The 12,547-nt window shown below is 47.3% G+C and carries 11 protein-coding genes; 3 read left to right on the forward strand and 8 right to left on the reverse strand.

Annotation, left to right across the window (positions count from 1 at the left end):
- Positions 1-66 precede the first annotated feature (66 nt).
- Positions 67-1,962: a PrkA family serine protein kinase gene (locus tag ASL14_RS03910; RefSeq protein ID WP_134910533.1), complete on the reverse strand. Its 1,896-nt coding sequence runs from the start codon at positions 1,960-1,962 to the stop codon at positions 67-69.
- Positions 1,963-2,244: 282 nt separating this feature from the next.
- On the opposite strand from ASL14_RS03910, the gene ASL14_RS03915 reads away from it, so the two are divergent.
- A complete protein-coding gene (locus ASL14_RS03915) occupies positions 2,245-3,075 on the forward strand; it encodes a DUF2161 domain-containing phosphodiesterase (RefSeq protein ID WP_134910534.1) in 831 nt (276 codons plus the stop codon).
- A gap of 119 nt (positions 3,076-3,194) precedes the next feature.
- Here the strand turns inward: ASL14_RS03915 and ASL14_RS03920 are convergent, their stop codons facing one another.
- Positions 3,195-4,448: an aminotransferase-like domain-containing protein gene (locus ASL14_RS03920; RefSeq protein ID WP_134910535.1), complete on the reverse strand. Its 1,254-nt coding sequence runs from the start codon at positions 4,446-4,448 to the stop codon at positions 3,195-3,197.
- A gap of 50 nt (positions 4,449-4,498) precedes the next feature.
- A complete protein-coding gene (locus tag ASL14_RS03925; RefSeq protein ID WP_134910536.1) occupies positions 4,499-5,155 on the reverse strand; it encodes a response regulator transcription factor in 657 nt (218 codons plus the stop codon).
- Between the two features lie 284 nt (positions 5,156-5,439).
- Here ASL14_RS03925 and ASL14_RS03930 point away from each other — a divergent pair, with 284 nt between their 5' ends.
- Positions 5,440-5,847, forward strand: a complete 408-nt coding sequence (locus ASL14_RS03930; RefSeq protein WP_134910537.1) for a hypothetical protein — start codon at positions 5,440-5,442, stop codon at positions 5,845-5,847.
- A complete protein-coding gene (locus tag ASL14_RS03935; RefSeq protein WP_134910538.1) occupies positions 5,844-6,911 on the forward strand; it encodes a phosphodiester glycosidase family protein in 1,068 nt (355 codons plus the stop codon). Before ASL14_RS03930 ends, ASL14_RS03935 begins: the two co-directional genes overlap by 4 nt.
- A 101-nt stretch (positions 6,912-7,012) precedes the next feature.
- Here the strand turns inward: ASL14_RS03935 and ASL14_RS03940 are convergent, their stop codons facing one another.
- From ASL14_RS03940 to aroF, 5 genes are all read right to left on the reverse strand, one after another.
- Positions 7,013-7,258 carry an AbrB/MazE/SpoVT family DNA-binding domain-containing protein gene (locus tag ASL14_RS03940; RefSeq protein WP_014280616.1) on the reverse strand — a complete coding sequence of 82 codons (246 nt, stop codon included), beginning with the start codon at positions 7,256-7,258 and terminating at the stop codon, positions 7,013-7,015.
- A 370-nt stretch (positions 7,259-7,628) separates the two neighbouring features.
- Positions 7,629-8,093: a tRNA (uridine(34)/cytosine(34)/5-carboxymethylaminomethyluridine(34)-2'-O)-methyltransferase TrmL gene (trmL, locus tag ASL14_RS03945; protein ID WP_134914376.1), complete on the reverse strand. Its 465-nt coding sequence runs from the start codon at positions 8,091-8,093 to the stop codon at positions 7,629-7,631.
- Positions 8,094-8,295: 202 nt separating this feature from the next.
- On the reverse strand, positions 8,296-9,387 hold the full coding sequence (gene serC / locus ASL14_RS03950; RefSeq protein ID WP_134910539.1) for a 3-phosphoserine/phosphohydroxythreonine transaminase: 1,092 nt from the start codon (positions 9,385-9,387) through the stop codon (positions 8,296-8,298).
- Positions 9,388-9,707: 320 nt separating this feature from the next.
- Positions 9,708-11,132 (reverse strand): type I glutamate--ammonia ligase, encoded by a 1,425-nt coding sequence (glnA, locus tag ASL14_RS03955; RefSeq protein WP_134910540.1) that lies wholly within the window; start codon positions 11,130-11,132, stop codon positions 9,708-9,710.
- A 271-nt stretch (positions 11,133-11,403) separates the two neighbouring features.
- Positions 11,404-12,441, reverse strand: a complete 1,038-nt coding sequence (gene aroF / locus ASL14_RS03960; protein WP_025682268.1) for a 3-deoxy-7-phosphoheptulonate synthase — start codon at positions 12,439-12,441, stop codon at positions 11,404-11,406.
- Positions 12,442-12,547: the final 106 nt, after the last annotated feature.

Here is a 12,547-nt window from a genome sequence, read left to right on the forward strand (position 1 = left end):
ACTTACTGTGCATGCTACCGGATTACTCCACCCTCTTGCTCTTGCTAACCTTAAGCTTACCGAATTTTACCGATTCAGCAGACTGCCTACATACCGAAGCAGGTCGTTGGCGCTGGCACCTGTATAGCCGTGTTCCTCAATCAACCGCTTAATAACCTCATTCATTCGTTTGAGCTGATTAGCATCGGGTGTTTTGGTCGAGGTCGTAATTTTCACAATATCCTTCAAATCAGCGAACAGCTTCTTCTCAATCGCCTCTCTCAGCCGATCATGATGATGATATTCGAACTTACGCCCCTTGCGTGAGTAAGCGGAAATTCGGATGAGAATTTCTTCGCGGAACGCCTTTTTCGCATTTTCCGATACCCCAATCTGCTCTTCGATCGAACGCATCAGCCGCTCATCCGGGTCGAGTTCCTCATCCGTAAGCGGGTCGCGGATTTTCACCCAATTGCAGAAGGCTTCGATGTTATCCAAATAGTTGTCGAACAGCGTCTTGGCTGATTCCTCGAACGAATACACAAAAGCTTTCTGGACTTCTTTTTTCGCCAGCTCGTCATACTCCTTACGGGCCACGGAAATGAAATTCAGATAGCGCTCCCTTTCTTCCTTCGTAATAGAAGCATGCTGATCCAGACCATCCTTGATAGCTCGTAAAATGTCCAGTGCATTGATGGATTCTACATTTTGCTTAATGAGCGCACTGGAAATGCGGTTGATGACGTACCTTGGATCTACCCCGGACATGCCTTCCTCCAGAAACTCACTTTGCATTTCCTTCAGATCGGCTGTCTTGTAGCCTTCTACCTCTTCGCCATCATACATGCGCATCTTTTTGACCAGATCCATGCCCTGCTTCTTCGTCTCCTTCAAGCGGGTAAGCACGGAGAAAATAGCAGCCGTCCGCAGCGCATGAGGGGCGATGTGAATATGCTTCATGTCGCTTTGTTCAATGAGCTTGGCGTAAATCTTTTCTTCTTCCGAGACTTTAAGGTTGTAAGGAATCGGCATCACGATCATCCGTGATTGCAGAGCCTCGTTCTTTTTGTTTGCGATAAAGCTTTTATACTCCGACTCATTGGTATGGGCAACGATCAATTCATCTGCACTGATTAACGCAAAACGTCCCGCTTTAAAATTACCCTCCTGGGTCAGTGACAGCAAATTCCACAAAAACTTCTCATCGCATTTCAGCATCTCCTGAAACTCCATAAGTCCACGGTTGGCTTTGTTCAGTTCTCCGTCAAAACGATACGCGCGTGGATCGGATTCCGACCCATACTCCGTAATCGTAGAAAAGTCGATGCTGCCCGTCAAATCGGCAATATCCTGTGACTTCGGATCCGAAGGACTGAACGTACCGATGCCGATCCGATTTTCTTCCGATATAAACACCCGCTCCACGCGGACCTTTTCAATATCTCCATCAAATTCTGTGCGTAATCTCATCTGGCAGGCTGGGCACAGATTGCCTTCAATCCGCACCCCCAGCTCCTTCTCAAAATCCGGACGCAGCTCATGAGGAATGAGATGAAGCGGATCTTCGTGCATGGGGCAGCCTTCAATGGCGTATACCGCTCCCTGATCCGTCCTCGAAAATTTCTCCAGACCGCGTTTGAGCAAGGTGACCAGCGTGGATTTACCTCCACTGACGGGTCCCATCAAAAGTAGAATACGTTTGCGCACATCGAGCCGACGGGCTGAGGAATGGAAGTATTCCTCCACCAACTTTTCAAGCGCACGATCCAATCCAAAAATCTCCTGCTCGAAAAATTTATATCGCTTATGTCCCCCAGCCTCTTCTACACCAAAAGATTCAATCATCTTGTAAACCCGTGCATGAGCGGTCATCGCCGGCGTCGGGTCTTTCTTGAGTATCTCGATATACTCTCTAAAAGTGCCGCTCCAGGCCAGACGGTTGTTTTCCGCCCGGTACTCCGCAACGCGTTCAAAAATATTCATGCTAGGTTCCTCCTATGACTGCGTAATGACTATCCTCCACTCCGGATGGTTAATGGCTACACTCGTCCACGCCTTTCAGGATATGATGCAATCCTCTTAAAAAAAGTGTAATACATACCTATGCAGATTGATTTCAGAATTGACCTTTTTTTTGCGACAGGTTCCCTGCCTTTTCGAAAAACAGAGAGATACACTGTGCTAAAATATACAACAACGACGCGGACCTGCCGCATTATGGTACAATATAAGCTCGGAATAATGGGATAAAGGAGCGGGAGAAGCATGGCTGTTCGGCATGAGACGGAGCTGTACGCTCCGATCAAAGCCTTTTTTGAGAGCTCGGGATACGAAATCAAGGGAGAAGTGCGTAACTGCGATTTGGTGGGAATAAAGCCAGAACAGCAGGAGCCACTGATTGTGGAGATTAAAAAGACGTTCAATCTGGCGCTGGTGCTGCAAGGCATGCAGCGTTTGAAGCTAAGCAGCAATGTGTATGTGGCGGTGGAACGAAACCGTGCGAAAAAAGGGGCTGTCAATCAGCGCTGGAACGAGTTGGTCGGACTGTGCCGCCAGTTGGGGCTGGGCTTGCTCACCATCACCCATTACAAAACCAAGCCGCCGCTCGTAGAGGTACTTTGCAAGCCTGCGGGTACGAACGGTGGTGACCGCAAAGCGGCGGCAGCCCGCCCCGGCTCGCGCAAGGAAAAGCTGCTGCGGGAGTTTCACGCACGCAGCGGCGACCACAACACTGGCGGCAGTACCCGGCGCAAGCTGGTCACGGCCTACCGCGAAAAAGCGCTGCGCGTGGCCGCAGCCTTGCAGGGCCTGGGGGAAGCGGCCCCGGCGCAGCTCGCCCGCACAGCAGCCGTTAGCGGGGCCGCAGCCGTGCTCCAGCGCAACTACTACGGCTGGTTCGAGCGCGTAGCCCGTGGCCGCTACAGGCTAACCCCGTTTGGCGAAGCCGCCCTGAGCGAGTATGCGGCGGTGCTGCAAGAGCAGGGCGCCGAAACGGCCACTGGCAAGGCCGTAGAGCCCAATGATCGCGGCGGACAACGCCTGATCGCGGAGGCACCAGCCGCGTACTCTGCCGCCGCGAATGCAGACGATCTCTGAAAATCCTGCCGCTTACTTCTGGCGCTTCAAATGCAGACGATCACTGAAAAGCCTACAGCTTACTTCTGGCGCCACGACTGCCGGAAGTATGCCACAGCAAGTAGATCGTTCGGCCTCTGCTAGCTTCGCGCAGTGAATTCACTGATCGTCTCACCGATCAAGTTCATGCCCATGAGTAGCTGCTCGCGGCCCGGATGGCTGAAGTTCAGGCGGATATGGGACGCGCCTTCGCTGCCAACCGCGCACAACTCCCCTGGCATAAAGGCTACACCTTTGGGTAGAGCCGCCTTTAGCAGCAGTGCGCTGTCCAGCCCATCGGGCAACCGAACCCACACATACATGCCGCCGGACGGAATGCGGTACGTCACGTCTTTCCAAAACGGGCGCTTGAGCAGCTCCAGAATTAATTGCAGACGTGTCGAGTACTCTTTGTTCAGCATGGCTAAATGCTCGTGCCATTGAAAACGCGAGCTGGTCAGCAACTGGAACAGGAGCCGCTGGTTCATCGTACTGGATTGCATATCGGCCAACTGCTTCAAAGCGTACATACCTTCGATCAACGGGGCGGGGCCTGCCGCCCATCCGGTTCTCAGCGCAGGCGCAACCGTTTTGTTGAATGAACCGATATATAGCACCTGGCCGCCCTGCCCCGCATGATCCAGCGCAAATAGCGAAGGATAGGCTTCTGCAAATTTCCGGCTTTGCCCATACGGGCTCTTGTCGCCGGATTCATTTTTTTGTTTAAAATGAAGTTCTCCATAAGAATCGTCCTCCACGATCAACACCTGATGACGCCTGCACAGGTCCAAAATCTCCTGACGTCTTGCCGCGCTCCATAAGGAACCGGTCGGGTTCGTAAACGTGGGCGTAGCGAAAAAAAGCTTGGGATGGTGATGAACGATTAAGGCTTCAAGCTGATCGGGAAGCACACCTTCTCCATCAGATTCTACGGGAACGATCTGCGCTCCCTGCATCGACAGCACTTGCAGACATCCGGGCGACGTCGGATTTTCGACCAACACCGGGTCGCGTTCATCCACCATCAGCCTTACAATCAGGTCAATGGCCTGCTGACTGCCTGTTGTCAGGAGGATTTGTCCTGGTGGTACTCTAACTCCTTTGCGCTGTTCCCACTCTCCTGCAAGCCACGCCCGCAAAGGAAAATAGCCCTCCGGTTCACCATACTGGAGGGCGTCAGGGCCGGAGCCAAACACATCATGAGCCGCTTCTTCCAGCAGCTTCACCGGAAAAAGCTCTTGTGCAGGCAATTCTTCAGCCAAAGATATAAAGGAGTGTCTTCTCGCATTTTCCCGGATATGACGCACTGGAGAAGCCAACATTGCAGCCGTTCGTGAAGCAAAGGAATATTGCATGAACATCCTCCTTCTGCTGAAAAATAGGTCAAGGCTTCCGGGCTGGCGCATCAGGCATATAGCTGCTTGGTCTGACGCGCATACAAGGCATAACGTTCAATCGCCTGTGCCCGGCTGGACACGCCCAATTTCGCATAAATTTTACGTAAATAATTATCAATAGAGCGCCGACTGACTTCGATCTCAGTAGCAATTTTGTCATATGTAATTCCTTGTACAATACGTTCCATAATAAAAACTTCAGTTTTTGTCAATTCGTCAAAAGGCTCAGAAGCCATTAGCGGCATAAAAGGCCAGTTTCCACAACGAATCCAGTCCATCGGTAACGAAGCAAATCCTTCGCGCAAACCGTTGATCAGATGGATCAACTGGCTTGGTGACGCCTGTTTGGATAACATTCCATTCGCTCCCAGCGAAATCAGCTGTTGGAAGAGCGTAATATTATCCTCATCCGTCATAATAACAATATGGCTGTCAGGAGACAAGGCCCGTATTTGTGTTAGAAACGGTTCCGCCGTTCCCTCAGGCAACCTGTAATCCATTAAAATGATTTCCGGCCGAATGGAGCAAGCCAATTCCAGACCTTCCGTTCCGGAGGAGGACATCCCTCTGACAAGCAAATCCTGCTGGTCTTCCAAAATAAGCTTTGTACCCAGCATGCTTGTAGGATGGATGTCTATGATGACCACCTGCCATACTTTTCTCATGTCTAAACCTCCTGATTTCACAAAAAAATACATAAAAATACATAGTTAGCGAAAATGAATCTATAATTTGGGGTTGCATATGTAGAAATTGCGCAAATGTGAACGTATAAGAAGCGAAAACCGTTTAAGGAAATTGTATCCTAGGACTTCCTTCCGATGCAATCTCTTTTTCCAAATAATTTTATGCATCTATTTCGTTTTTGCGAAATAAATAGGCCCATGATAGAATTGGAACTGCAAAATAAAGACTGGAAATTTGATTTTACACGGGAGTTGAAAATCGCATGCAAGCTTCACCTGAACACCCTCCTGCCGAATCCCGGCGAGGCACTTCAAGAAAGGGGATGCCCGTAAAGGCTTTTCTGCTATTTTGGTTCCTACTTATTATACTAGGTGCTCTCGCAACCTATCTGTACAGCAATCATTTGAAGCAGGAAATGCTGAACGAAATGCAAACCCATACGGACCAACAGATTCAAGCGCTCAAAACCGACTATGAAAAACAGTTGGCCGCGCTCTCCAAGGAAGTAAGCAGATTAGAGGGCAAAGTGCAGTCCTTCAATGAATTGCTGACCTTTACCAAGGATAATGCAAACAATAAAACCGACAACAGCAATAAGCTTTACACCCAACTGAACGAAGTTAAGCAGCAGCTCAATACACTTCAGAAAAAAATGGACCTGCTGAAATGAATATGGATACAAAACAGGTAAATCGTTTCTTCATGTTGGCCCTTGCTCCTTTTATCGGTTTGTTGGGGTGTATTTTGTTAATTCATCCCACATTTAGTTTTTCCGAATCTACTGTCCCGAGTCTGCAAAAAACCGAGGTCGTTCTACAAACGCAGTCCGTAAGCAACCAGCTTGATGAAGCCAAACAAACGGCAACATACACCTTGTCCACCATTCGCCGAACATCGGAGCTGTACAAGCAAACGACCCAAACGATGAACCAGCTTGTTCAAACGGCCTCTACCCAATCCAAGCGTCCCGAAAAAATATATGATCGACGCATCACCGCCAAGCTCGGGGTTCCCTATGAGCGGGTAGACAGCAACCGGATTACTATTGAATTGTTTAAGGTGAACCCGGGGATTTATCATGGCTATGCCATGAAGGTCAAGCTTAAAGATCCTGCCGCTATGAAAATGTCTCTGGGGAGCGACAAACTGGGCGGCTCTGAAACGACCATGCGTGCTGTCCTGAGACACGGAGCTGTCGCTGGCATTAATGCAGGCGGCTTTGCGGATGGAGACGGCAAACGCTATCCATTAAGCACTACCGTCATGAACGGCCATTACCTGACCGGCTTTCAGTCCAGCTTTAAGGATTTGTCCTTCGTTGGAATGAATAACACCAGCAAGCTCATCGGCGGCAAGTTTTACAGTCAAGGCGCTCTGGACAGCCTAAAGCCTGTCTTTGGAGCTACCTTCGTTCCCGTTCTGCTGCAAAGAGGCCAAAAGATGCCTATTCCAGACAAGTGGAAGGTATCGCCTAAACGGGCCCCACGTACAGCCATCGGCAACTATAAAGATGACCAACTACTCATTATTGTCGTAGACGGCTACAATGAAAGCGGGGGTTCAGGCGCAACGTTGGAAGAACTACAAGGGAAAATGTACAATCTCGGCGTTCAGGATGCTTATAATCTGGACGGGGGCGGCTCCTCCTCACTCATCCTGAACGGTGGGGTCGTGAACAAGCCGTCGGATGGAAATCTCCGTCCGGTCCCTACTCATTTTTTGTTCTATAAATAGGAGCTTATCGTTTACAGGCATGTAAACTACGCTTGCTCCCCTATACTACTCTATAAGAAAAAAAGCATCACGAACGAATGTCGTGATGCTTTTGCCCCATTTTAGGAGTACTGTGTCATTTCCGTCAAACATTGAGCACAAATATAACGGTCTTTAAAATTGTTCACTTGCTCAACTGATCCGCAGAATACACATTTCGGACGATAACGCTCCAAAATAATATGGTCGCCCTGAACCAAAATTTCGACAGGGTCTCCCTCATTCATTTGATATCTTTTGCGTAGTGACTTGGGCAAGACTATTCTCCCCAACTGATCAACTTTACGCACCACACCGGCAGGTTTCATCGTGATCGTACACCTCTCCTATTCATTATACTTGCAATTTCTTCCCTGCGAAAAACTAGGTACAAAGACACTATTCTTTATGTAGTATTCGCTGTCTTTTTGTCGAATCCTGCTGATCACAGGAAATTTTATTACATTTTCTCATAAAATCATGAACCATATCAAAGTATGGTACAGAATGTCTGTAATATTTTTATCGACCGGAAAGTCCAATATCATTAGCTTTCTCTGAGGATTTTACAAATTAATGATTATAAACTTATTTTCAAACGTTACGTCAGGTTCATCTTAACAACAAAGGCGTGAGGCTTGATTAGCAACTAAGGTCCTGGTTCTTTATTCGTAGTTATGCTTGCTCACTTGATATTATTCATGATAAACCCGGAAAATCCATTTGCCGCAGCGCTTCATATACGATAATCGCAGCGGAATTCGACAAATTCAGCGATCTTACTTTATCTGACATAGGCATCTTGATGCATGTATCCGGATTAGCCGCCAGAAGCTCAGTAGGCAGCCCTTTCGTTTCTTTGCCAAATACCAGAAAGTCTCCATCCTGAAATGCAATATCACTATAACGCTGATTTGCTTTCGTGGTGGCATAAAAAAAGCGACCTTCCTGGTACTTCTCCTGTACCTCAGCAAAAGATTCATGGTATTCAATGTGGACCGCATACCAGTAATCAAGTCCAGCCCGTTTTAACGTGGCATCGTCGGTACGGAAGCCCAGCGGCTTTACCAGATGCAGATGTGTTCCGGTAGCAGCACACGTTCTGGCAATATTCCCTGTGTTAGCCGGGATTTCCGGCTCAACAAGCACAATATGTAATGGCATCACGTTTCGTTCCCTTCATGTTTGAACTGAAAAAATTTACACATTCTATTATTTTAACAAAATCGGCGGGATATGAACATCAAATGAGAAAAATTATCGCTCCTCACCACTAAAAGCCTTCCCCTATACACATTCAGGGAAGGCTTTACTTTGGTTTTTTCGATTTCCAACATTCGTGTATCGAAATATATGTCCGTTACAATCAGCTATGACGCTGCTTAAAGCTATCCATAAACTCGGCCAACGCTTGACAGTTCTCCAGCGGAACGGCATTGTAGATCGAAGCGCGAAGCCCTCCTACACTGCGATGTCCCTTCAGACCGACGAAACCGGCCTGCTCGGATTCCTTAATAAATTGCTTTTCCAAGTCCTCATTTGCGAGGCGGAAGGTCACATTCATAATGGAACGGTCAGCGACGTCTACACAACCACGGTAGAAGCCTTCGCTGCCGTCAATACGGTCGTAGAGCAAAGCAGCTTTCTGCTGGTTGATGCGTTCAATACCTTCCAGGCCGCCTTCTTCCTGAATCCATTTCAGTACCTCGTTCACCATGTATATAGCAAAGGATGGAGGTGTATTGTAGAGAGAGTTATTTTTTTGATAAGTGCTATAACGCAGCATCGTAGGAACGTTGTCCGGTGAAGATGTTAACAGTTCTTCACGGGCGATCACGACCGTTACGCCGGAAGGACCCAGATTTTTTTGTGCTCCAGCATAGATCAGTCCGAATTGAGTAGCATCAAACGGCTTGCAAAAAATATCACTGGACATGTCCACAATCAATGGCACAGAACCGGTATCCGGGAATTGCTTGAACTGTGTACCTTCAATCGTCTCGTTGGACGTAATATGCACATAAGCAGTATTGTCAGGCAAGTCCAAAGAATCCACATTCGGAAGACGCATATACTTCTCATCAGCGGAAGATGCAGCAATATGAGCCTTGCCCACAAGCTTGGCTTCTTTATAAGCCTTGTCCGACCAGCTACCTGTCATGATATAGCTTCCTGTCTGTCCTTCGTCCAAGAAATTTAAGGGCAGCATAGCAAATTGCGTACTGGCGCCTCCTTGGAGAAATAACACCTTGTAGCCTTCTGGATTGCCTAGCAGAGATAACAGACGTTCCTGCGCTTCATTATGAACAGATTCATACACAGCTCCACGGTGAGACATTTCCATAATGGACATACCTGTTCCCTGAAAATCTACGAATTCAGCTTGTACACGTTCCAGCACTTTGAGCGGCAATGCCGCTGGTCCTGCATTAAAATTATAGGCTCTCTTACTCAACAAATTCCCATCCCTTCTCTACTCTGGTGCGGATATTATCGCTATGATAGCAGTATTCATATGAGCGTTCAAGACTTGTTAAAAAATGTTTCCGATTTCATTTATGATGTGACAAAGATGTGAATGTAAGTATATTTAACATCTTAATTTTGTGGTATTTAATTTAATATTAAAAGGTCCCCGGCTTAAAAACCGGAGACCTATCTTGAACATTAACCGTTACCATAGGCTAATGGCTAATGTTCAAGGCAGCTATGCTGCTTGTTTTGTTAGCTAATGTTTGTTATTCAAGGTAACCATGCTGCTCATTTTATTAACTGCTATTAGCAGTCGAAATACAGGCTGTATTCGTGCGGATGAACACGGATGTTAACCGATTTAGCTTCAGAACGCTTGAGCTCTACATAGTTATCAATAAAGTCCTTCGTAAATACGTCGCCTTCTGTCAAGAACTCGTAGTCGGCTTCCAGAGCGTCCAGAGCCTCATCTAGCGAAGCAGGAACACTACGGATTTTACCTATTTCAGCATCGGACAGCTCATAGATGTTCGTATCAAGTGGACCATATCCCAATTCGATCGGGTTCAGTTTGCGCTTGATGCCATCCAGACCCGCCATCAGCATTGCAGAGAAGGCCAGGTAAGGGTTAGCTGTGGAGTCCGGTGTACGGAACTCGATCCGACAGCCTTTAGGCGTAACAGCCGCTACTGGAATACGGACAGCCGCAGAACGGTTACCTTTGGAGAATACCAGGTTAACTGGAGCTTCATAGCCTGGAACGAGACGCTTGAACGAGTTCGTACTTGGGTTCGTCAAAGCGATCAGCGCTGGTGCATGGTACAGGATACCGCCAATGTAATGAAGGGCCAGTTCGCTCAGGTTAGCGTAAGCACCTTTTTCGTAGAACAAAGGAGTGTCTCCATCGAAAATGGATTGGTGAACGTGCATACCGCTTCCGTTGTCTCCAAAGAGTGGTTTTGGCATAAATGTTGCCACTTTACCGTATTGACGAGCTGTGTTGTGTACAATGTATTTATAAACAAGCAGATTATCAGCTGTTTTCTTGAGTGTATCAAAACGGAAGTTAATTTCCGCCTGACCTGCCGTAGCAACCTCATGGTGATGGCGCTCAATTCTCAGACCTGCTTCTTCAAGCAAACGGCACATTTCACTACGGATGTCTTGTTGGGTGTCTACTGGCGCTACAGGCACATATCCGCCCTTCACTCCCACTTTAAAGCCCAGATTTCCGCCCTCTTCCTTTCGATTGGTGTTCCAAGCAGCTTCTTCGGAATCCACGAAAAAGGAGGAGCTGTTCATACTGGTCTCATAGCGCACCTCGTCAAAGATGAAAAATTCAGATTCAGGTGCAAAGTTAACTTTCGTACCTACACCAGCAGTTTTCAAGAATTCTTCTGCTTTTCTTGCAATGCCGCGAGGATCGCGGTCGTATTTTTCGCCGTCTGGCGTAGCAATATCACACAGAATATTCAGTGTAGGATGCTGAGTGAAAGGGTCGATGAAAACCGCTTCCGGATCGGGCAGCATAACCATGTCGGATTCCTCGATGCCACGATAGCCGGGAATGGAAGAACCGTCGAAAGCAACACCGTTAACAAATGTTTCTTCATCTACTTCGGAAGCTGGCAACGAAATATGGTGAGCACGGCCGGACAAATCTACAAAGCGAAAATCTACCCACTCAATATTATTTTCCTGAATTGTTTTCAATACATTCTCAACGGACATGTCTTCTTCCTCCCAATTTTCCGAACATTAAGTCTTATACAACCCTGAAATGTTCATGATCGAATGTTTTTTTCTGTCGTCATTATAAATCTCAAACATGACACGGGTCAATAGCTATGTAAGGTATTTTTTAAACTAATGTTAGCTATGCTTACGCTCTTGATAACATTTGAATAGCACAAAAAGCCCGAAACACCGGGCTTTTGGGGCAATTTTAATCGAATTACTTTGTTGCGGCAAAACTTTTATGCATTAATGTTAAGTATTGATTTTAAGAAATGGTACTAGGCGTATGAAATGTTTTTCCTACAGCTGGAGCCAGTAGTTCCAAATCTTTCAGCAAATCTGAAAATTGATCTGGGAACAAGGATTGTACACCATCGCCCGTCATCGAATTGTCGGGATCTGTGTGCATTTCAATAATCAGTCCATCTGCTCCTGCAGCTACCGAAGCCTTCGTCATAGGAACAACCAGCTCACGACGCCCTGTGCCATGACTCGGGTCCGAAATAACCGGCAAATGGCTCAGTTGTTGCAGAACAGGAATAGCTGACAAGTCGAGCGTATTTCTGGTGTAAGTTTCAAATGTACGGATTCCGCGCTCACACAGCATAACATTCGGGTTACCGCCCGCTAAAATATACTCGGCAGCATTTAAGAACTCATCGTAAGTCGAACTGAAACCACGCTTGAGCAGCACTGGCTTGCCGCAGGTTCCCAGCTTGCGCAATAGATCAAAGTTTTGCATGTTACGGGTACCTACTTGTAAAATATCCGCATATTCTGCACAGATATCCACGTATTCGGGTGTCATAACCTCTGTAATGGTCAGGAGGTCATGCTTTTTGCCCGCCTCGGCCATCATGATCAAACCTTCTACACCTGTTCCCTGGAAGCTGTAAGGACCCGTACGCGGCTTAAAAGCACCTCCACGGAGAACTTGCGCGCCCGCAGCTTTAACCAATGCAGCAATTTCGTCGATCTGCGCAGCAGACTCAACAGCACATGGTCCACCCATAATCACAAGCTCGCCTCCGCCGATATTCACACCTTTGATAGAGATAACGGTATTTTCGGGATGAAAATCACGGCTCGCCAATTTGTAGGACTTCGATATTTTGACTACATTCTCTACGCCCTTCATTTGGCGCAGGTGTTCAGCCAGCTTGGGCTCTACACTGCCGATCAGCCCGATAATCGTACGATCCGATCCATGGGAAACGTGAGCCTGCAAACCTTCCTTTTCAATAACTGCAACAATAGCCTGGATATGTTCTTCAGGTGTTTGGACACCAGCAATAACGATCATATTTTTCTTCCTCTCTATAAAACATATTTTATGGAGCAATTAAAGATGATATTATGACGCTTAAACGCTTGTTCGCTTTTAAGCTTTTATTCGTTAAAGTAAATAT

The organism is Paenibacillus sp. IHB B 3084 (assembly GCF_001447315.1).
Taxonomy (GTDB): Bacteria; Bacillota; Bacilli; order Paenibacillales; family Paenibacillaceae; genus Paenibacillus.